The organism is Herbaspirillum sp. 3R11 (assembly GCF_004563925.1).
Classification (GTDB): Bacteria; Pseudomonadota; Gammaproteobacteria; order Burkholderiales; family Burkholderiaceae_D; genus Herbaspirillum.
This window is the reverse complement of the sequence record NZ_SPNJ01000002.1, coordinates 1,056,725-1,077,878: the sequence shown is the minus strand read 5'-3', so window position 1 is coordinate 1,077,878 and position 21,154 is coordinate 1,056,725. Positions and strand designations below refer to the sequence as shown.

16 protein-coding genes are annotated in these 21,154 nt (G+C 62.5%); 6 read left to right on the top strand and 10 right to left on the bottom strand.

What is annotated here, in order from left to right; translation table 11 throughout:
* Nucleotides 1-14: 14 nt before the first annotated feature.
* Genes fahA through E4P32_RS13195 form a run of 3 tightly spaced genes read right to left on the bottom strand, consistent with a single transcriptional unit; the run spans nucleotide 15 to nucleotide 4,054 of the window.
* Nucleotides 15-1,349 (bottom strand): fumarylacetoacetase, encoded by a 1,335-nt coding sequence (gene fahA / locus E4P32_RS13205; protein ID WP_116436693.1) that lies wholly within the window; start codon nucleotides 1,347-1,349, stop codon nucleotides 15-17.
* Nucleotides 1,346-2,704, bottom strand: coding sequence for a homogentisate 1,2-dioxygenase (gene hmgA / locus E4P32_RS13200; RefSeq protein ID WP_116436694.1), 1,359 nt, complete (start codon nucleotides 2,702-2,704; stop codon nucleotides 1,346-1,348). The genes fahA and hmgA overlap by 4 nt, the downstream gene beginning before the upstream one ends.
* Nucleotides 2,705-2,737: 33 nt before the next feature.
* On the bottom strand, nucleotides 2,738-4,054 hold the full coding sequence (locus E4P32_RS13195; RefSeq protein WP_116436695.1) for an MFS transporter: 1,317 nt from the start codon (nucleotides 4,052-4,054) through the stop codon (nucleotides 2,738-2,740).
* Between the two features lie 179 nt (nucleotides 4,055-4,233).
* Between E4P32_RS13195 and E4P32_RS13190 the strand changes: the two genes are divergently transcribed.
* Together E4P32_RS13190 and E4P32_RS13185 are read left to right on the top strand one after the other, a co-directional pair.
* Nucleotides 4,234-5,142, top strand: a complete 909-nt coding sequence (locus tag E4P32_RS13190; RefSeq protein ID WP_116436696.1) for a LysR family transcriptional regulator — start codon at nucleotides 4,234-4,236, stop codon at nucleotides 5,140-5,142.
* A gap of 22 nt (nucleotides 5,143-5,164) precedes the next feature.
* Nucleotides 5,165-6,019 (top strand): alpha/beta hydrolase, encoded by an 855-nt coding sequence (locus tag E4P32_RS13185; protein ID WP_116436697.1) that lies wholly within the window; start codon nucleotides 5,165-5,167, stop codon nucleotides 6,017-6,019.
* A gap of 15 nt (nucleotides 6,020-6,034) precedes the next feature.
* Here E4P32_RS13185 and E4P32_RS13180 read toward each other — a convergent pair whose 3' ends face one another.
* The 5 genes from E4P32_RS13180 to E4P32_RS13160 form a co-directional block, all read right to left on the bottom strand.
* Nucleotides 6,035-6,742, bottom strand: a complete 708-nt coding sequence (locus E4P32_RS13180; RefSeq protein ID WP_029363207.1) for a transcriptional regulator NanR — start codon at nucleotides 6,740-6,742, stop codon at nucleotides 6,035-6,037.
* A gap of 101 nt (nucleotides 6,743-6,843) precedes the next feature.
* Complete coding sequence (oiaK, locus tag E4P32_RS13175) at nucleotides 6,844-8,241, bottom strand: 3-oxo-isoapionate kinase OiaK (RefSeq protein ID WP_116436698.1); 1,398 nt, start codon at nucleotides 8,239-8,241, stop codon at nucleotides 6,844-6,846.
* Between the two features lie 11 nt (nucleotides 8,242-8,252).
* Nucleotides 8,253-9,494 (bottom strand): ribulose-bisphosphate carboxylase large subunit family protein, encoded by a 1,242-nt coding sequence (locus tag E4P32_RS13170; protein WP_116436699.1) that lies wholly within the window; start codon nucleotides 9,492-9,494, stop codon nucleotides 8,253-8,255.
* Between the two features lie 82 nt (nucleotides 9,495-9,576).
* Nucleotides 9,577-10,407 carry a phosphogluconate dehydrogenase C-terminal domain-containing protein gene (locus E4P32_RS13165; protein ID WP_116436700.1) on the bottom strand — a complete coding sequence of 277 codons (831 nt, stop codon included), beginning with the start codon at nucleotides 10,405-10,407 and terminating at the stop codon, nucleotides 9,577-9,579.
* A 73-nt stretch (nucleotides 10,408-10,480) separates the two neighbouring features.
* Nucleotides 10,481-11,827 (bottom strand): MFS transporter, encoded by a 1,347-nt coding sequence (locus E4P32_RS13160; RefSeq protein ID WP_116436701.1) that lies wholly within the window; start codon nucleotides 11,825-11,827, stop codon nucleotides 10,481-10,483.
* Between the two features lie 426 nt (nucleotides 11,828-12,253).
* On the opposite strand from E4P32_RS13160, the gene E4P32_RS13155 reads away from it, so the two are divergent.
* Together E4P32_RS13155 and E4P32_RS13150 are read left to right on the top strand one after the other, a co-directional pair.
* Nucleotides 12,254-13,414: an MFS transporter gene (locus tag E4P32_RS13155; protein ID WP_116436702.1), complete on the top strand. Its 1,161-nt coding sequence runs from the start codon at nucleotides 12,254-12,256 to the stop codon at nucleotides 13,412-13,414.
* 149 nt (nucleotides 13,415-13,563) lie between these two features.
* Nucleotides 13,564-16,209, top strand: a complete 2,646-nt coding sequence (locus E4P32_RS13150; RefSeq protein WP_116436703.1) for a sulfite reductase flavoprotein subunit alpha — start codon at nucleotides 13,564-13,566, stop codon at nucleotides 16,207-16,209.
* Nucleotides 16,210-16,254: 45 nt separating this feature from the next.
* Here the strand turns inward: E4P32_RS13150 and E4P32_RS24285 are convergent, their stop codons facing one another.
* Nucleotides 16,255-16,644: a hypothetical protein gene (locus E4P32_RS24285; protein ID WP_233526784.1), complete on the bottom strand. Its 390-nt coding sequence runs from the start codon at nucleotides 16,642-16,644 to the stop codon at nucleotides 16,255-16,257.
* A gap of 375 nt (nucleotides 16,645-17,019) precedes the next feature.
* Between E4P32_RS24285 and cls the strand changes: the two genes are divergently transcribed.
* On the top strand, nucleotides 17,020-18,375 hold the full coding sequence (gene cls, locus E4P32_RS13140; RefSeq protein WP_233526796.1) for a cardiolipin synthase: 1,356 nt from the start codon (nucleotides 17,020-17,022) through the stop codon (nucleotides 18,373-18,375).
* A gap of 36 nt (nucleotides 18,376-18,411) precedes the next feature.
* Nucleotides 18,412-19,329 (top strand): hypothetical protein, encoded by a 918-nt coding sequence (locus tag E4P32_RS13135; RefSeq protein WP_233526785.1) that lies wholly within the window; start codon nucleotides 18,412-18,414, stop codon nucleotides 19,327-19,329.
* An 85-nt stretch (nucleotides 19,330-19,414) separates the two neighbouring features.
* On the opposite strand, the gene E4P32_RS13130 is transcribed toward E4P32_RS13135, so the two are convergent.
* Nucleotides 19,415-21,019, bottom strand: a complete 1,605-nt coding sequence (locus tag E4P32_RS13130) for an ABC transporter substrate-binding protein (protein ID WP_116436705.1) — start codon at nucleotides 21,017-21,019, stop codon at nucleotides 19,415-19,417.
* Nucleotides 21,020-21,154 lie beyond the last annotated feature (135 nt).

Genomic DNA, 21,154 nt, shown 5'->3' with positions numbered 1-21,154 from the left:
TCCTTCTGTTTTTATTAAACCTGGCGCGCCGGCAGCACGGTGCCCGCGACCTCGCCGAAGCCGATACGCGGCAAACCCTCGCCTCCGGCCCAACCGCGCATGATGACGGTGTCGCCGTCTTCGATGAAGATGCGCGTTTCGCCATTGTCCAGATTGATCGATTGCTTGCCGCCGGCGGTCAGCTCCAGCAACGAACCGGCCGATTCCGGCGTCGGTCCCGACAGCGTTCCCGAACCGAGCAGGTCGCCCGCACGCAGGTTGCAACCGCCGACGGTGTGGTGCGCCACCAGTTGCGATACGGTCCAGTAAGCGTCGCGGAAATTGCCCAGCGACAGTCGTTGCGGCGCAGTCCCTGCTTCGCGCATTGCCTTGGTTTGCAACAGCACTTCGAGTTGCACATCGAAGGCGCCGTGCTCGCGCAGGTCCGGCGCATCGAGGTAAGCCAGCGGCTGCGGATCTGCCGCATCGCGCGTCCACGCGGCGCGATACGGCGCCAGCGCTTCGAGCGTGACGATCCACGGCGAAATCGTCGAGGCGAAGTTCTTCGCCAGGAAAGGACCGAGCGGCTGGTATTCCCAGGCTTGCACGTCGCGCGCCGACCAGTCATTCAACAGGCACAGGCCGAACACATGCGACTCGGCGGCGCCGATGGCGATGGCGTCGCCGATGGCGTTGCCTTGCCCCATGAAGACGCCGACTTCCATTTCATAGTCGAGGCGTTTGCAGGCGTCGAACACCGGCACGTCGGAGGTCGGCGGCTTGAGCTGGCCGAGCGGACGACGGAACTGCTGGCCCGACACCGCAATCGAGGACGAGCGGCCGTGATAGCCGATCGGCACCCATTTGTAGTTCGGCAGCAGCGGATTGTCAGGACGGAACAGCTTGCCGATCGCGGTGGCGTGATGGATCGAGGTATAGAAGTCGGTGTAGTCGCCGATCTGCGCCGGCAAGGCCTGTTCGGCTTCGGCCTGCGGCACCAGCGCCGACTGCAGTTGCGACTGATGCACCGCACCTTCGCGCAACAGCGTCGACAAGGCCAGGCGCAGGGCCGACCATGCAGCGACATCGAGCTCCATCAACGGATTCAGATTGACGCCCGTCGTCGCTGCCACGATGGCCTTGTGCACGGTCTCGCCGAAGCCGGCGAAGGCGCCGCTTTCAAACGCCGCGCGCAAGTCGAGGATGCTGTCGCCGATGGCGACGCCGGCGCGGAAAGTCTCGTCGCCATCTTTACGGCGGAACACGCCGTACGGCAAATTCTGGATCGGGAAATCAGTGCCGGCGGCATTGGCCGAGGTGACCCAGCTGCGCAGGCCGGCGTCGTGGGTTTCATTCAGGGTGATGCTCATTGTTGCTCCGGACGATGTTGTGGATTGAAGTGCGGGTCAAAGTTCTTTTTGATATCCATCCAGCACTGGTAATAGTTCTTTTGCAGCGTCGGCGAGTTCAGCGCGTGGCGCGTCGGCTTGATGATGTTACGCGTCTCGAACATGAAGGCCATGGTGTCGCCGACCTTGTTCGGCTTGCTGGTGTCGCTGCGGCTGGCCTTCTCGAACGTGGCGCCGTCCGGACCGTGGCCGGTCATGCAATTGTGCAGGCTGGCGCCGCCGGGACGGAAGCCTTCGGCCTTGGCATCGTACACGCCGTGGATCAGGCCCATGAATTCGCTCGCCACGTTGCGGTGGAACCATGGCGGGCGGAAAGTGTTTTCCGCCGCCAGCCAGCGCGGCGGGAAGATCACGAAGTCCAGCGTATCCACGCCCGGCGTGTCGCTCTGCGCCTGCAGCACGAGGAAGATCGACGGATCGGGATGGTCGTAGCTGATCGAGCCGATGGTGTTGAAATGGCGCAGGTCGTATTTGTACGGCGCGTAGTTGCCATGCCAGGCCACCACGTCCAGCGGCGAATGGCCGATCTTGGCCTGCCACAGGTTGCCGCCGAATTTGGCGATCAGCCTGAAGTCGCCTTCACGGTCTTCGTACCAGGCATGCGGCGTCAGGAAATCGCGTGGATTGGCCAGGCCGTTGGAGCCGAGCGGACCGAGGTCGGGCAAGCGCAACAGCGCGCCGAAGTTTTCGCATACATAACCCTGCGCGCTGCCGTCGGGCAGCTTGACCTGGAAGCGCACGCCGCGCGGAATCACCGCGATTTCCTGCGGCTCGATCTCGATGGCGCCCAGTTCGGTCAACAGTTGCAGACGACCGACTTGCGGCACGATCAGCAACTCGCCGTCGGCAGAATAAAAATAACTATCCGTCATCGACTGGTTGGCCGCGTACAAATGAATCGCGCAACCGGTCTGCGCATCGGGCGAACCGTTGCCGGCCATGGTGATCAGCCCCGCGACAAAATCGGTGGGCGCGTCCGGCATGGGATGAGGATCCCAGCGGAACTGGTTGGGCGGCGTCTCGACATCATCGAAGCGATCGATCAGGCCGTTGCCGATTCGCTCGAACGGCTCATGCATCGCCGCCGGACGAATCCGGTACAGCCACGAGCGACGGTTGTGGCCGCGTGGCGCGGTGAAGGCGGTGCCGGACAACTGCTCGGCATACAGGCCATAGGCGACTTGCTGTGGAGAGTTCTGGTTGGCCGGCAGCGCGCCGGGCAGCGCCTCGGTCGCGAACTCGTTGCCGAAGCCGGTCTGGTAACCCTCGATGTTGATCGCCGCTTTGGCGATGAAAGATTCTGCACGCGTATTCATGATGCGTCCTTCTCAAAAAACCGATTCCGATAACTATTGCGGGCGATACCAATGCAGGCGCGCCACCATCAGCGCAGAGATGATCGCCGGCACCGCAGCAGCCATGAACAGCGAACCGTTAGCCCATTGCATGGCGATCAGCTGGCCGCCGATGACCGGCCCCAGCACCGAGCCGATGCGGCCGATGCCGAGCGCCCAGCCGATGCCGGTGGAACGCAATTGGGTCGGATAGAACGTGCCGGCCAACGCATTGACCGCCGGTTGTCCGCCCACCACGCAGAAGCCCGCCACCACCACGCAGATGAACAGCAGCACCGGTGTCGCGGCGACATGGCCGATCAGTGCGATGAAGACGCAGGCCACCACGAAGCAGCTGCCCAGCACGCGGGTAAAGCCGAAACGATTGATGAACCAGCCCAGCGTCAGCGTGCCGACGATGCCGCCGACTTGCAGCGACGTGCCGATCAGCACCGCAGCGCCGGTCGAATAGCCGGCATCCTTGATCAGGGTCGGCAGCCAGTTGGACAGGAAATACAGGTTGATCAGGTTCATGAAGCTGATCAGCCACAGCAGCAGCGTGACGCCGGCGCGGCCTTCGCGGAACAGTTCCGCCACGGGCATGCCGTCGTTGCGCGCTTCCTTGACGACCACGGTGCTGCCTTCATTGACTTGCAAACCAGGTTGCACCTTGTTGAGCCAGCGTGCGACCTGCTTCATCGGCCGCTTGCGCAGCACCAGGAACTGGATCGACTCCGGCAGCCAGATCAGCATCGCCACGCCCAGCGCCGCCGGGATCAGGCCGCCGACCAGGAACACCGAACGCCAGCCGAACGCCGGGATCAGCGCCGCGCTGACGAAGCCGCCCACCGCCGCACCGACCGTGAAACCGCAGGACACCAGCATCATGCGCGTCACGCGCGAGCTGTTCGGGCTGAACTCGCCGACCAGCGCCATCGCGTTCGGCATGATGCTGCCGAGGCCGAAGCCGGTGATAAAACGCAGGATCAGCAATTCATCGAGAGTCTGCACGCGCGTGGTCAGCAGCATGCAAATGGCGAAGAAGAAGGTGGAGATGATCAGCACCGGACGGCGGCCGTACTTGTCGCCCACGGGCGTGAGCACCAGCGAACCGAGCAGCATGCCGAACAGGCCGGCGCCGAACACCGGACCGAGGCTGGCCTTGTTGACGTGCCAGTCGCCGATGATGGCGGGCGCGACGTAACCCATGGCCTGGATGTCGAAACCGTCGATGATCAGGCACAGGCCGCACAGCAGCAGCAGACCAAATTGAAAAGCGCCAAAACGGCTCTGCTCGACGACCTGGTCGACATTGATGACATCGGATTGCATCCTTGCTCCTCCTTATTGGTTGTGGATGGTCGCGACTTGCCTGCATGGCAACATGCCGGGCGATGCCGCGTTTTTTTATGAGTGGTGCAATGATCCGACTTTTACGATATAAATGGGTAAATGTAGCCCATTGATATGATGAATAGTGGTCGAAGAAATAACGAAAACATGATGCGAGCATGATCGAACCCAAAGATATCGACCTCAACCTGCTGGTAGTGTTTCAGGAGGTGTTCCAGGATCGCCAGATTTCCTCGGTGGCACGCCGCCTGAACCTGTCGCAGCCGGCCGTCAGCAATGCGCTGGCGCGCCTGCGCCGCACCTTCGGCGATGAACTGTTCGTGCGCACCGCGCAAGGCATGCAGCCGACGCCGTTCGCGCAGCAACTGGCGGACCCGGTGGCGGCGGCGCTGATGCACGTATCGAAGGCGCTGAACCGGCAAGAGGCGTTCTCGGCGGCTGGCAGCGCGCGCCACTTCACCATCGCCATGACCGACGTCGGCGAGGTGTATTTCATGCCGCTGCTGATCGAGACCTGCGCGCGGCTCGCGCCCGGCATCCAGATCAGTACGGTGCGCGCCGGCGCCATCGACCTCAAGAGCGAGATGGAATCGGGTCGCGTCGACCTCGCCATCGGCGCCTTCGACAATGTCTCGGGTGCGCTGTACCAGCGCCGGCTTTTTCGCCAGAATTATGTGAGCATGTTCCGCCAGGGTCATCCGCTGAGCGGCAAGACCGTGACGATGAAGGATTTCCTGGCGGCGCAGCATCTGGTGGTGTCGTCGCTGGAGAGCCCGTACGACCGCATCAACCAGAACCTGGAAAAAGCCGGCATTCGCGCCAACGTCAATTTCCGCGTGCCGCATTTCACCGCCGTGCCCTACATCGTCAGCACCACCGATCTGATCGTGACGGTGCCGCAAAAGCTCGCCGAGAGCGCGGCGCAACCGTTCAACCTACAATACGTTCGTCCGCCCTTGCGGCTGCCATCGCTGCAGACCAATATCTTCTGGCACCGCCGCTTCAACCAGGACGAAGGCAATCAATGGCTGCGCGGATTCATTGCCGAGCACTTTGCAGAACAATAGGAAACAAGATCCAGGAGACGCGATGAAGCATTACCTGCACTACGACCGCGATCAGCTCGACCGTCAATACAATGTGCGCGCCGGCATTCCGCGCTTTCAGGATATCTTCGACAGCTGGAATGAAACCGCGCGCGCGTACCGGCAACAGCATGAGGTGCGCACCAACCTGCATTACGGCACGCATCGCCTGCAGGCGCTGGACTATTTCCCGGCAACGCAGGCCGATGCGCCCTTGCTGGTGTTCATCCACGGCGGTTACTGGCGCTCATTGGACAAAGACGACTTCAGCCATGTGGCCGGGCCGTACCATGAGGCCGGCATCGCCGTGGCCATGATCAATTACCGGCTGGCTCCCGAGGTCGACATGCCTGAGATCGTCGGCGACGTGCGCCTGGCGCTCTCGTGGCTATATCGACAGGCGGCGCAATTGGGTTTCAATGCCGACGAGATCTATGTCGCCGGACACTCGGCAGGCGGCCACCTGGCGGCCGTGCTGGCGGCGACCGAATGGTGCGATGCCGGTTTGCCGGACAACGTCGTGAAGGGACTGTGCTGCGTCAGCGGGCTCTATGACCTGGAGCCGATTCGCCTGTGCTATCTGAATGAGGCGCTGCAACTGGATCAGCCCCAGGTAGAGCAATTCAGCCCCTTGCATCATCTGCCGCAACTGCCGATACCGGTGGTACTGACCGCGGGAGGCGCAGAATCCGCCGAATTCCATCGCCAGCTGGCGGCATATGGACTGCGTTTGCAGGCGGCCGGATTCCCGGTGCGGCAAGTCAGACTGGCAGACGGCCACCATCTCGACGTGATCAGCAAACTGGCCGACAAGGACAATGAACTGGCGCAGGCGCTGGTGGCGCTGATCCGCACTTGAAGGGATTGATTGCGCTTACTGCTGCCCGAGTTCCCGATACAGCGCGTTGGCGCGCATCAGGTGACTGCGCATTGCTTCCGCAGCGGCATCACCGTCATGGGCGGCGATGGCGTCGACGATGCGCTGATGTTCGGCCAGCGTGAGTTCTTCCGCACCCGGCGCGCGCACCAGCGTGAAATAAAATTCCCCGGCCCACTTGAACATCGATTCGACGATGGATGGAAAAAGAGGATTGCCGCTGATGTCGGCGATCTCCCGATGAAAGGCCATGTCGCGTTCGATGAACTCTTCCAGGTTGACCATGGACGCACGGTGCTGCGCAATGCTCAGGCGCAGCCGCGCGATCTGTTCTTCCGTGGCGCGCTCGGCGGCCATGCGGGCAGTGCTGGTTTCGAGCAGGACGCGGGCTTCCTTGAGATGTCCCAGCATGGCGGGCTTGGTGCGCAGCAAATGCTGGGCGCCGATGGCGATCTGGGCGATCAGCCGGTCGGCGGTCGGATCAACGACGCGGGCGCGCTCGCCGTGTGCGATCTCGACAAAGCCGGAGCGCTCCATCGCCTGCAGCGCTTCGCGCACCGCAGGGCGGCCGACGCCGTACTGCTCCATCAACTCACGTTCCGACGGCAGCTGCGATCCGGGCGGCAGTTCGCCGCTATGGATGCGCTCCATCAGGCGTTCCAGGACTTCTTGATATAACTTGCGTCGCTGTATGGTTTCCGGCATGGCTTGCGTCATTGCGTCAGCTTGAATAGGGCGTGAATGAAAATTGATATGGGACTTTAGCACATCAATTTTACTGCCCTCGCTGACGGAGCAGACCAGGATCAGGCAGAAGCCGGCGACAATCCTTCGAGGACATCGCCGAAAAAGCTGCGCGCGCCGACCTGCCCACCCTTGAGAACCACTTCCAGCCCGTCACGGCGCGGATTGTCCGACCAGGCGCGACACAAGGGTGCGCCCGGCGACATGGCGGCGCACACGCTGAGCGCGCTGATGTCGAGGGCGCCGGCCACCTCGCCTGAGCTATCCCCACCGGCGATCGCCAGCCGCGACACCGTGCAGGTATCAAGCAGGCGCCGCATGATCTCGGCCAGCGCTGCGCCGACGCGCCGCGCCGCCTCGGCCCGGCCGAGACCGGCCTGCTGCGCTATCGCGTCGAAACCGATGACGCAAGGATCGTCCGGCCCTTCGGCGCTGTACACCAGCGGACTGCGTCCCGCGCGGATCGCTGCCGCCGCCAGCGCGACCACGCGCGCCAGTTCCGCTTCGCGACTGCCGGCGCCGAGCGCCGCCGCCAAGTTCAGTCGTTCCACCGCAAATCCATGCGTGCGCGCCCAGGCGATCTGCCCCGCCGTCACCGGCGAGCAACTGCCGCTGACGGCGGCGATGACGGGGACCGGTCCGGCTTTCGGCAAGGAAGTCTTTTCTGCAATCCAGCCGCGCGAACGCCAGTACGACGTCAGCGCATATTGCAGCCCGGACGACGAGGCGCTGAAGACGCCCGCGCCGCGCTGCTCCCACACCAGGCGACCGGCTTCGCGCAGCGTCTCTTCGTCGAGCACGTCCAGCATGACAACCGGCGTATCCGCCCCCTTGAGGCGCGCCAGACATTGCGCGTCCGCCGCCGCACCGGCGCGGAGCTGAACCATGTCGATCAGCTGGATGCGGCGTTGCGTCTGCAGCGCCAGATGACGGCGCAAATCCGATTCGGCCATCGGCGTGACAGGATGGCGCGCCATGGTCGGATGACGATCGAGGCGATAGCCGACGCCATCGACGGCGGCAAACAGGTTGCCGAACAGTTGATAGCGTTTTAATCGCGGCGCGCCGACAATCATCGGCGACCATATGCCGGGCATGTGCGCCACACCCAGATCGATGGCGCGGCCGATGGATCCGGTCGTCGCTGAGGAGTCGAACGTCGAGCACACCTTGTATTGCATCAGCGGTGCATGCAGCGCCGCCAGTTGCGAAAATGCCCGCGGCAGATGCTCCTCCATCCATTCCGGCGAACGGCCACGCGAAGAACCGGCAATGCCGACGCAGCGCACGTCCGGAAAGCGTTGCAGCATGGCGCGGTCGGGGGTCTGCAGGAACAGCACCGTAGGCAACCCTGCCGCCGCCATCACTTCCATCGCATCGGTCGAACCGGTGAAATCGTCACCGTAATACGCCAGCAGCAATCCTGCCGGCAAGGCGTTTTCTTTTTCGTCTGTGCTCATGAGCAGCGCACTTATTTCCAAAAACCGAGCGCGGCCTGCAGGGCAGGATGGCGTTCGGCATGACGTTCCAACGGCACGCCTTCCATCGCCGCCACCCAGGATTCACGCAAGGCTTCGACGCCCGCCGACACGCCTTGCGGATGTCCGAAGATGCCGCCGCCGGCGGTGTGGATCAGATCCGCGCAACCGATGGCGCGATAGGTATCTGCCGCCTGCAAACCGGTCTGTCCCGAGCTGAATACCGGCATCGTCGGCAACGGCGCTTCCGGCATCACCGGGCTGAGCACCGAGCGCGCGGCGGCGATGACGCTGTCGTCGGGCTCGCTGAATTTGTTGCGCAGGCCGTTGACGTGCATGTGATCGGCGCCGGCCAGACGCCAAAGCATCTGCCACGGCGCGTAATCCCAGCCAAGCTGCGGACAGCGCGTCAGGTAACCCCAGCCGGCGCGATGCGCGTGGATTGGCAGTTGTGCATGGCGGCGCAGCTCCTGCAACCCGATCAGGCCGATCGAATTGAGACTGGCCATCACACAGGTGCCGCCTTCGGCCAGCACCAGATCATGGCGCCGGCGCATCTGGTCGAGATCGCCGGTCAGGTTGAAGGCCATCATGACTTTTTTACCGGTCCGCTCGGCATGCTCGTTGATGACCCGCATCACGCCGCGTACGCGCTCGTCGAAAGGACAGCGTGCGCCATCGGCCTGCAGTTCGTCATCCTTGATGAAGTCGACGCCGCCGGCGACCAGTTCGCGTACTTGCTGTACGGTCTCGTCAACCGACAGGCCGATGCTCGGCTTGATGATGGTGCCGATCAACGGACCGTGCATCACGCCGGTCAGGCGGCGCGTGCCGGCGATGCCGAAGGCCGGTCCCTGATAGGCTTTGGCAAACGCCGGCGGCAGACGCAGGCCGGTCAGGCGCAGGCCGGACACCTGGCGCAACTCGAATAGATTGCCCGCGATGGTCGCCATCAGGTTGGGCAGCGAAGGGCCGAGGTTTTCCAGCGGCCAGGAGATTTCCAGTTCGCATTGGGTGTAGCGTTGTGAAGGCATGCCGCCCGGCAAGCTGGGTTGTTTGCTGTGACCGAGGATGTTGAGGCGCTCGACACGCGCGCCGGAACGTTCCTTCAGTTCGGGCGTCTCGGTCGGCAAGGCGACGAAGGTGCCGCTCGATTGTTCACCGGCGATGACCTCGGCGGCGCGGGCCGGATCATCGCCGGTTTCCAGCCAATAGCTGGCGTAGATGCGTTCCATGTTTTACTCGCTGATGTGTATTCGCTGAAAATCGTGTGCATCCGTGGCAACGATCGCCACGGATGTCTGCGATTGCAGGTGCTCAGGTGATGCGGCGGATGCTCTCGGCGATTTCGTCGTGCTCGAACACCTTCAGCCAGTCATCGCGCAACAGGCGCGGCAGGCCGTTCTGGATCGCTTTGTTGCAGGCGTCCGAAAACGCGCCGGGGATTTCCTTGAAGATCACCGCGCCCAGAATGTTCATGTGGCCCAGCAGGAAATCGCGCGCGGCTTCTTCTGGCACGCCGCGACGCACGGTCTCGTCCATGGCCTGCTTCATCGCGTAAAGCAAAGTGGCGCAGACGGTTTCGGACAGGCCCGGTTCAAGGATCGCCATCTGGTCCACCGTCAGGCGGTAGCTGCGCAGGATCGGTTGATAGATCACCTTGGCGACGTCTTCGCCCAGGTCGAAGGCTGAATCCGGACCTTGCATCAGCGCGCTGGTAATCGATTGCTTGGCGGCGCCGCCGCCGAAGAAATCACGACGGCCTTCTTGCGTCGTCTCGTCGTTGAAGATCGGCGGATGGCAGGGGTGGGCCACGAAATAGACCAGATCCGGACGATCCGGCAGGTGGCCGGCGAACGGCGCGGCCGCATCCAGCGTCATCACCATGACCCCGGGACGCAGCTTGGGCGAAATCTCAGCGGCGATTCTGCCGATCAGCGTATCCGGCACCGCCAGGATGACGACGTCAACGTTGTCCAATGCGGCGTCGATGCTCACGCACTCCACGCCGAGCTCATCCTTGAGACGCTGCTGGCCGGCCTGGCTGACTTCCACATGGGCCACGCGGTAGTCTGATTTCTTGAGGTTCTTGGCCAGCCGCACACCCATCTTGCCGCCGGCGCCGAACAGGGCGATTTTTTCCTTCATGATGATTCTCCAGTTGCTCAGTGACTATTCAATGATTCGGTAATACAAACAGATTTTTTGAGGATGCGAGACGCTAGTCTGCGATCGCCTTTCCTTGCAATTCCGACGGCAAGGTTTGCTCTTGCCGTGCGCCTGCGCCGATGGCAAAGATCACCACTGCCGACATCAGCATCAGCGCGCCGACCACGAACATCGGCGCCTGATAGGAACCGGTCGCGTCCTTGATGGCGCCTGTAACGAACGGCGCAATGAAGCCGGCGGCGTTGCCGACCGTATTGATCAACGCGATACCTGCCGCGGCTGCGGCGCCCGACAGGAAGCGCGCCGGGATCGACCAGAAGGTCGGCAAGGCCGAGAAGATGGCGCAGGCGGTGACCGTGATGGCCGCGATCGTCGCTACCGGCGTGTTCATGTACAGCGCCATCGGAATGCTGACCGCGCCCAGCAAGGCCGGTACGCCGACGTGCCAGCTGCGCACGCCGCGATGGGTGGCGTCGCGACTCCAGAGGTACAACGCGACCGCCGCCGGCAGGTAAGGAATCGCCGTGATCAGTCCCTTTTGAAAGACGTTGAATTTGCTGCCGAATTGCGCTTCGAAGCCGCCGATGATGGTCGGCAGGAAGAACGCCAGCGCATACAAACCGTAGATCAGGCCGAAATACACCAGCGACAGCAACCACACGCGACTATTGGTCAGCGCCGAGGTGACGTTGGATTGAGCGGTGATGCGCTTGGTCTTGTTTTCACTGGCCAGTGCTGCAGTAAGCCAGTTGCGCTCGGCTTCGTTGAGCCATTTGGCGTCAGCAGGCTTGTCGGCCAGATAGAACCAGGCGATGACACCGACAACGATCGCGGGGATCGCCACGCCGGCGAACATGACGCGCCAGCCTTCCAGTCCGAACAGCCCGTGCGCCTCGATCAGCAGCGCCGCGACCGGTGCGCCGATCACGATGGTCAGCGGCTGCGCGAGATAGAACAGCGCCAGGATATGGCTGCGATGGCGGGCCGGCACCCACATGCTCAGGAACAGGATGGCGCCCGGGAAAAAGCCGGCTTCGGCGACGCCGAGCAGGAAGCGCAAGACATACAGCCCCTCGACATTGCTGACCCAGGTGAATAGCAGCGCAACGATGCCCCAGGTCACCATGATGCGTGCCAGCCAGCGGCGCGCGCCGTATTTATGCAGCGCCAGATTACTGGGAATTTCCAGCAGCACGTAGCCGATGAAGAACACACCCGCGGCAAAACCGAATTGCGCCGCCGTCAGGGCGAGGTCTTTGCTCATGCCGTTCGGTCCGGCGAAGGAAATCGCCGTGCGGTCCAGAAAATTGATAAAGAACATCAGTGCGACGAACGGCACCAGCCGTAACGACACCTTCATGATTGCCGACTTTTCGACGGCGCTTGTTGCTGCCTCCATGCTGTCTCCTCAGTTGATTGAACAAGGCCATTGCCAGATCAACAACAACCTTGTTTTTCCGCCGACGCTTTTCGGGAAGCGTTTCTGACGGTGGGTTTTTAGTTAGGTGTATGTATTTGCATTGCCAGTGGGTATTTTTTGAAATTACCTCAACTGGTATGATCACTATACCATTTGAATTTGAGATTAGACCAGATTTTTTACAACCGGCCATGCAATCCTGTGCAGCTCGGCGCGTGAGCGCTCCGGCGGGCAAAACCAGCCGTCCGAAAAGCCGGTGGTATCATGGCCGCTCTCCGCAGTCCGGGAAGCGCAAACGGCAAGATGACCGCCAGGCGCACCTGCCTTAGCCTCCTGACGCGCATCCAGATGTTTCCGCGCCTTGCTTTTACTGAACCTCTGAACCTGTCTTACTGAGTTTTATCGATGTCCCGTCCTCCTCTGCTGCAAATCATCCCGCTGGCCGCACTCACCGGCGTCGGCATGCTGGCCACCGATCTTTACCTGCCTGCGTTGCCGCATCTCGCCCACGACCTCGGCAGCGACGTGCCGGCGGTGCAGGCGACGATTTCTTCTTTCATGATTGCGCTGGCGCTGTCGCAACTGCTGTGGGGCGCGCTGGCCGACAAGCTCGGCATGCGCAACACCCTGCTGGCCGGCGTCGCCTTGCTGGCAATCACCGGCGTGGCCTGCGCCCTGGCGGCGGATGTCGACGCGCTGATTGTCTACCGCACCGTGCAAGGCATCGGCGCGGGCGCCGCCACCGTGGTGGTGCCGGTGCTGCTGCGGCGGCGCTTCTCTGACGCCGATGCAATGCGCGCGATTTCCTGGGTCAGCATCGCCGAATCCGTCATCCCCGCCATCGCGCCGGTGATCGGCACGGGCATCCTGCTGGTGTCCGGCTGGCGCAGCAACTTCTGGCTGGTGGCGATCCTCGCGCTGGCGCTGCTGCCGTTCATCCTGAAACTGGTGCCGGGCAAGCAGGTGTTGCACGACGCCGATGAAACCGTCAGTTATGTCGTGCTGCTGAGGAATCGCGTCTACCTGCGCGACGCCGCCGTGTACGGCCTGACCTTCGGCGCGCTGGTCACCTTTGTCGCCAGTGCCCCGCACCTGATCGAGCAATGGAGCGGCCGCGGTCCCGGCACTTTTGCGCTGATGCAGGTGTGCGGCGTGTCGTCCTTCATCATCGCCGCCTCGCGCGCCGGCGCCATGGCGCATCGCTGCGGCACCTTCAAGCTGATGAATGCCGGCGCCATCGTTCAGTTGATCTCGGTGGCGGGACTGATCACGCTGGGCGTGCTGGATGAGCGCCATGTGGCGCCGCTGATCGTGTGCTGGATGCTGTTCTGTGCCGGCCTCGGCCTGCGCGGGCCGTCTACCGTGACACGCGCGCTGTCGGTGCCGAAGTCGCTGACCAGCCTGGCGTCGGGCTTCCTGATGTTCCTGGCGCTAACGCTGTCGGGCGTGGGCACGCAGATCGCCGGTTTCCTGCTGCATCGCGGGCTGCTGCCGGTGGCCTTGCTGGTGGCGGCAATGATCCTGGCCAGCATGGTGCTGCAAAAGGATGAGCCTGCTCAGAGTTGATATTGCAACAATGAGATACTTCTTGGAATAATTCTCATTCTCTGATCCTCTATAATAGAGCGCTTTAGCGAAAACGCCGTCCGCAGGCGTCGACAAGCCACGCTGCACGCTGCCCAGCTCGCCGACCGCCAGCCCACAAGAGAAAAACAATGTTCAAGAAAATCTGGTTCCAGGTGCACTGGTTCATCGGCATCACCGCGGGCACCGTGCTGATGTTCATCGGCGTGACCGGCGCCATCCTGTCTTTCCGCGAAGAAATTACCGACTGGCTCAATCCCGGCATCGTCCATGTGGCCGTGCGCGAGCAAGCCATGCTGACGCCGCCGCAGATCCTCGAACGCCTGCGCGCCGAAGTCCCGCATGAGCGCGTCGCCGTGCTGATCGCATCGATCCAGCCCGGCGCTTCGGTACGCATCAACTTCGCTCCCCCGCCAGGCGTACGCCGCGGTGAAATGCGCTACGCCGATCCCTACACCGGCGCGCTGCTGCCGCCGCTGGCGGGCAACGAGTTCTTTGAATTCACCGAACGCTTCCATCGCTGGCTGCTGCTGCCCACCGATGCCGGCAAGATCGTCGCCGGTAGCCTGTCGATGTGCCTGCTGATCCTGGCGCTGTCGGGCCTGTACATGCGCTGGCCGCGCCGCGCGCTGAACTGGCGCGCCTGGTTCAAACTCGATTTCGGCCTCTCGGGTCGCTCTTTCCTGTGGAACCTGCACTCGGTGATCGGCACCTGGGCGCTGGTGATGTACGTGATCTTCACGACTACCGGAATGTACTGGGCGTTCGACTGGTTCAAGTCCGGCGTCAACAGCCTGGCCGGGCAGGAAGTGCGTGCGCCGCAAGCCAGACGTGAAAAGCCCAAAGGCATGGGCATGAGCATGGGCACGACCGTGGACAAGGAAAAAGACAAGTCCGAAAAGACTGAAGCCGCACCGCTCGACCTCACGCTGGCGTGGAACGTGTTCCTGCGCGAAGCCGGTCCGTACACGCTGGTCAACATCCGCATTTCCGACAAGACCGCGCAGCCGGTCCAGTTCAACTACCTGCTGCCCGACGCCTCGCATGAGCGCGCCCGCAATCGCCTGAACGTGCTGCCGCTGACCGGCGACATCAAACTCAATGAACGCTTCGCCGACAAGGATGCCGGCGGCCTGTTCATCGGCGCGATCTATCCGCTGCACATGGGCACCTACTTCGGCCTGCCCGGCCGCATCGTGATGACGATTGCCGCGCTGATCATGCCGCTGTTCGGCATCACCGGCTGGATGCTGTACCTCGACCGCCGCCGCAAGAAGCGTGCGGTGCGCGCCGAACGCGCGTTGCTGGACCGCAGCCGCGAGGCGGTCATCAGCAGCCCCGGCGGCGCCAACGCCAATGCCCGCGACAAGGAAAGCAAAGAAGGAATATTGCTGGCCTACGCCACCCAAGCGGGTCAAGCCGAACGCATCGCGCTGCACACCGCCGCCGCGCTGCAAAAGGCCGGCGTCGCCGTCACCGTGCAATCGCTGGCCACGCTCGATCCGGAACGCCTGCGCCACTTCCATCGTGCACTGTTCGTGGTAAGTACCTTCGGCGAAGGCGAACCGCCCGACAGTGCGCGTCGCTTTGCGCGCCAACTGACGCAACCAGCCGGCAACGCCCTCGCTCACGTGCAATACGGTTTGCTGGCGCTGGGCGATCGCCACTATGAAAAATTCTGCGGCTTCGGCCACAGCGTCGATCACTGGCTGCGCAGCCAGGGCGCGCAGGCATTCTTCCCGATGATCGAGGTCGACGATGGCGCTCCCTCCGCACTGGCCTCCTGGCAACGCGAACTCGCGGTATTGACCGGCGGTGCGCCGCTGGAAGAAGCCGCGCCCGCACCGGCCGAGGCGTCCTACGCCAGCTGGATCCTGCGCGAACGCAAGCTGCTCAATCCGGGCAGCGCCGGCCAGGGCATCTATCACCTGGAATTCGACGCGCCCGCCGGCAGCCACGTTCAATGGCAATCCGGCGCGCTGGCGGAAATCCTGCCGCGCCATGCGCCCGATCGCGTCGCACTGTTCCTCAGCCGAACCGGCCTCGACGGCGACGTCGCGGTTCGCCATCAGGACGTCACGCGCACGCTGGCCGAAGCGCTCTCGCGCAGCGTGCTGCCGGTTGCAAAATCCGCTCCCGGCCTGACGCCGCAAGCACTGGCCGACACCCTGCAGCCGTTGGCGTCGCGACGCTATTCGGTAGCCTCGGTCCAGGATGACGAACGTGTCCACCTGCTGGTGCGCCAGGTCGCGCACGAAGACGGCTTCGGCCTGGCCTCGGGCTGGCTGACGGAATACGCGCCGCTGGGCAACGCGATCGACTTGCGCCTGCTGGAAAACAGCAACTTCGCGCTGGCGCCCGAACCGACGCCGGCCATCTTCATCGGCAACGGTTCCGGCCTGGCCGGTTTGCGCGGTCATCTGCGCGCCCGCATCGCCAGCGGCCAGCGCCGCAACTGGCTGCTGTTCGGAGAACGTCACCGCGCCCACGATTTCCTCTACCGCGAAGAGATCGAACAATGGATGCAGGACGACATGCTCAGCCGCGTCGACATCGCCTTCTCGCGCGACCAGGCCGAGCGCGTCTACGTGCAGGACAAGTTGCGCCAGGCCGCCGACATGCTCAAGGTCTGGCTCGATGAAGGCGCCGTGCTGTACGTCTGCGGCAGCCTCGACGGCATGGCCGCCGGCGTCGACGCCGCGCTGACCGACCTGCTCGGCGAAGCGGCACTGGAAGACCTCATCGCCCAGGGCCGCTATCGCCGCGACGTCTACTAAGTTTTTTACTTACGCCTGCCGCAAGCCGAACTCGGCTTGCATGACCTACGCTTGCCTCAAGCCGAACTCGGCTTGAGGCAACGCCCACATCACCGCATCCATCACCATCGGCACCGCCTCGGCCTGTACGCACAGGCACAGACACATGCGGCGCGCATGGTCCAGCGGCGACATGCGCATGAAGCAGACGCAATGCCCGCAACTCTGCATCACCACCTCGCGCAGGTGCGTCACCTCTTCCCGCGTCACCGTGATGTGCATCAGGCGTTCGCGCTGTTTGGGCAAGGTCAGCGTCTTGCGCGGTCCGGGGCGCGCCGGCTCGTTGGGCTGCCGCTGCGGTTCTGCCGGAGCAGGCGGCAGCAAGGACGGCAAGACTTCCGGGAACAGCAATCGCGTAAACGCGGACGAGCGTTTTCTCCAGACCATGGGGGGCATAGCGGACCTGCTTTCGTGTCGTGAATAACAGCGCCAGATTAGTCCCCGCCGCATAAAGAAATCCTAAAAAGAAACACGGTCCGGATAAACAAAAAGTAAAAAACCGGACGCTGCGCCGCCGCAACCCGGCCCTTCCTTCCTCCAGCGCGTAGGCAGCCCTCTCGTTTTCGTGTAGGACAGTGCCGATTCCTGCCCATAACGTGGCATTCACGCTGCAAACCGGTTTTCTCGCGGCATATACTCCGAATGACATTGTCGGATCCCCGACCATCGCCTTGCAGGACAGTCATGACTACACAAAAAAATCACGTGATTTTCAACAACCACCACGGCGCGACCACACGGTTCAACCACCTGCTGTTGTGCACCTCCATAATGGCGGTCATGGCGCTGGCTGGATGCAGTTCGCTGCCACGCGTCGTACCCGATATGGACACGCAGTCGGCCAAGGTAATCCAGATCAAGGGCGGACGCGGCATCCTCACTCCCGAGCAAAGCAAGGCGGTGCTCGACAAGTTCAAGGATTCCAACCAGGACAACCTGATCCTCGAGAAGCACCTGGCAGTCGAACAAGCCATCACCGGCTCGCCGCTGGTAGCCGGCAACAAGGTCACCCTGCTGATTGACGGTCCGGCAACGTACGCCTCCATGTTCGCCGCCATCCGCGAAGCGCGCGACCACGTCAACATGGAAACCTACATCTTTGAAGATGACGAGGCCGGCAAGCAGTTTGCCGATCTGCTGATCGACCGTCAGAAACATGGCGTCCAGGTCAACCTGATGTACGACAGCGTCGGCACCCTCAGCACACCGCGCGAATTCTTTCAGCCGATGATCGATGCCGGCGTCCAGGTGCTGGAATTCAACCCGGTCAATCCGGCGCAGGCGCGCAAGGGCTGGGAGGTCAACCAGCGCGATCACCGCAAATTGCTGATCGTCGACGGCAAGACCGCCTTCGTCGGCGGCATCAACGTCAGCAGCGTGTATTCCAGCGGCTCGTTCCGCAAGCGCAAGCCGAAGGAAGACGACGACGCCAACAAGGTGCCGTGGCGCGACACCCAGGTGCGCATGGACGGCCCGGTGGTGGCTGAATTCCAGAAGATGTTCATCGACACCTGGGAAAAGCAGCATGGTCCCAAGCTCGCAGAAAAAAACTATTACCCCAAGGTCGACAACAAGGGACCTGACATCGTGCGCGGCATCGGCAGCGCCCCGGAAGATCCTTACAGCGTGATCTACGCCACCTTCATCTCGGCCATCCAGCACGCCGAATCCAAGGTCTATCTGACCAACGCCTACTTCATCCCCGATCCGCAATTGCGCGACGCCTTGAAGGATGCGGTCAAGCGCGGCGTCGATGTACGCCTGGTATTGCCGAGCAAGAGCGATTCGAAACTGGTGCTGTACGCCTCGCGGTCGTTCTATAGCGAGTTGCTGGAAGGCGGCGTCAAGATCTACGAGCGCCAGGATGCGCTGCTGCATTCCAAGACCGCGATGATCGACGGCGTCTGGTCGACCATCGGCTCGACCAACCTCGACTGGCGCAGCTTCATCTACAACCAGGAAATCAACGCCGTCATCCTCGGTCCGCAATTCGGTGCACAGATGCAGGCCATGTTCGACCGCGACATCGACGCATCGAAGGAAATCACGCTGGAAGCCTGGAAGGACCGCCCGATCAGCGACCGCATGAAGGAATTCGGCGCCGGACTGTGGGCGCGCTGGCTGTAACGGCGCGGGATTGTTAAAGAAAAACAGGAGATCAGCATGCAACAACCCATCTCACGACAATTTACGCAGAGCCTGCGCGCCGTCATTACAGCTACCGTCGTGGCGACATTGCTGGCGGTGTCGCTGGCGGTATGCGCCTCCGCCATTGCCGCCGAGCCGCCGGGCGGCGCCGCGCTGCAGGAAAAATACCAGGCGCTGCAGCCGCAATTGACCAACAACCAATTTGCACGCCCGCTGTATATCAACTCGACCGAGAGCTCGTCCAGCATCAAGGGCGACATCTATGCCGTGGTCGATTATCCATTCGCCCAGGTGCGCGCATCGCTGACCACACCGGCGCATTGGTGCGACGTCCTGATCCTGCATCTCAACACCAAATACTGCCGTCCCGGTCCCGGCCAGAATCCTGCAACGCTGAGCATGCGTGTCGGCAAGAAGCATGACCAGGCCATTGACGACGCCTACCGGATCGACTTCAACTACCGCGTGCCGTCCAATGGCGACGACTACTTCGACGTGCGCCTGGCCGCCGACAAGGGCCCACTCGACACGCGCGATTACCGCATCCAGTTGGAAGCGGTGCCGCTCGGCGACGGCCGCAGCTTCCTGCATCTGACTTATTCTTATTCGTTCGGGCTGGCCAGCCGCGTGGCGCTGCGCGCCTATCTCGCCACCGCCGGCAGCGACAAGGTCGGCTTCACACAGGACAAGTCAGACAAGAGCGGCTACGTCGGCGGCATGCGCGGCACGGTCGAGCGCAACACGATGCGCTATTACCTCGCGATCGACGCCTTCCTGAGCGGACTGGCGGCGCCACAGGCGCAGCAACTGGAGCAGCGCCTGCAAACCTGGTTCAGCGCCACCGAACGCTATCCGCGCCAGCTGCATGAGGTCGACAAGAACGAGTATCTCGCCATGAAGCGCAAGGAATATGCACGGCAGAACACGGAATAAGACGGCATTGCAGTGATGCGGTGAACGTAAAAAAGCCGGCCCTTCGAGGCCGGCTTTTTCATGGCGCGTTGGCAGATCCCGACCTTCAGTCGAAATACAAATCCGCAAAACTGCCGCGCAGACCTTCCGCCGTCGGTGCGTAATTCTTCACCTTCTTCGCCGCAATCGTAATGCTTGGATTGGCGCCGAATTCAATCGAAGGAATGTCGTCGTGCACCACCTTCTGGAAATCCAGGAACAGCTGGCGACGCTTGGCTTCGTCGATTTCCACCGAGGCTGCTTCGAGCAGGCGGTCGGCTTCCGGATTGACGTAATGCGGCGCGTTCGAGAACGGCAGGCCGACCTTGTAGTTCTTGGACCAGAACACGCGCTGCACGCCCACGGTCGGATCGAACACGTTGGCCAGCGCTTCCAGCGTCAGGTCGAAGGCGCGCTCGGTATACGCCTTGGTGACGTAAGTGCCAAAGTCATAGTTCTCGATGTTGGCGTCGATGCCGATACGGCTCAGCGACTGGCGCACGAAGTCGGCTGCACGGCGTTCCTGGAATGGGTTGTACAACAGACGCAGGCGGAAACGGGTGCCGTCGGCGCCGCGTTTCAGACCGGCTGCATCCAGGGCCGCTTCCGCTTCCTTCGGGTTGTACGGGAAGTACTTGATGTCGGGATTGTGGTACTTGCTGTTGAGCGTGCCGATCACCGATGCCGAGACCTTGCCGTAGCCGTACCAGACCACCTTGTTGAGCGCATTGACGTCGATTGCCTGCGAGATGGCGCGGCGCACTTCGATCTTTTGCAGCACCGGCGTATCAAGGTTGAAATACAGCTGCTGCTGCAAACCGATGTAGGCCCAATTAGTGGTGTCCACGGTGATCTTCGGCAGCTTGCTGAAACGTGCCACGTCGGACAACGGAATCGCCTGGCCGCCCAGGTCGGCGGCGCCCGACTCCAGCGCGGCGGCACGCGCCAGCGCATCAGGGATGAAGCGTACTACCACCTTGTCGAGGTAAGGCTTGGGCTTGTCCCAGTAGTTCGGATTGCGTTCCAGGACGATGTGGCTGCCCTTGACGAATTCCTTGAAGATGAACGGACCGGTGCCGACCGGCGCGCTGTTGTACTTGCTGTTGAGGATGTCGGTCTTGTCGTAGAGGTGCTTGGGCACGATCGGCGACTCGGCGCCGGCCAGTGCGGTCAGCAATGTGGGCGACGGCTTCGACAGCACGATCACGGCGGTGAACGGGTCGGGGGTCTGCACTTCGGTGACGTTAGCGAAGGTGGCGCGACCGCGCGGGTGCACCACTTTCAGCGTCAGGATGGAGAATGCCACGTCGGCCGAAGTGAAGTCCTTGCCGTCATGCCATTTGACGCCGTGGCGCAGGTTGAAGCGGTATTGCAGGCCGTCCTTGCTGATCGACCACGAGGTCGCCAGCAGCGGCTTGGGATTGAGGTTGAAATCGTAGGTCAGCAGACCTTCGACGATCTTCGGACCGAGTTCGGTATTGCCGCCGGCCGTGGTGGTCAACGGCAGGATCGACGACGGCTCCGGCGTGACGATCCAGTTCAGCGTGCCGCCATGCTTCGGCTCAGCCGCACCGGCCTGGCCTGCGCCGGCCAGCGCTGCAAGAACGCCTGCCGCCAGCGCGATGATGATCTTGCGCGTCCTTGTTTTTGTTGCAGTTCCCCACGTATTCATGCCATCCCCGAGCGTTAGTGTTCACTAAAACACGCCATCTTAAAAACCGGGGAAGCCAGGGTCAACGAACAAAAAAGAGTTTGCTTACTCGTTTCCGTTCATTGCTGCGGGAAGAATGGAAGAGATGGAAGAAAT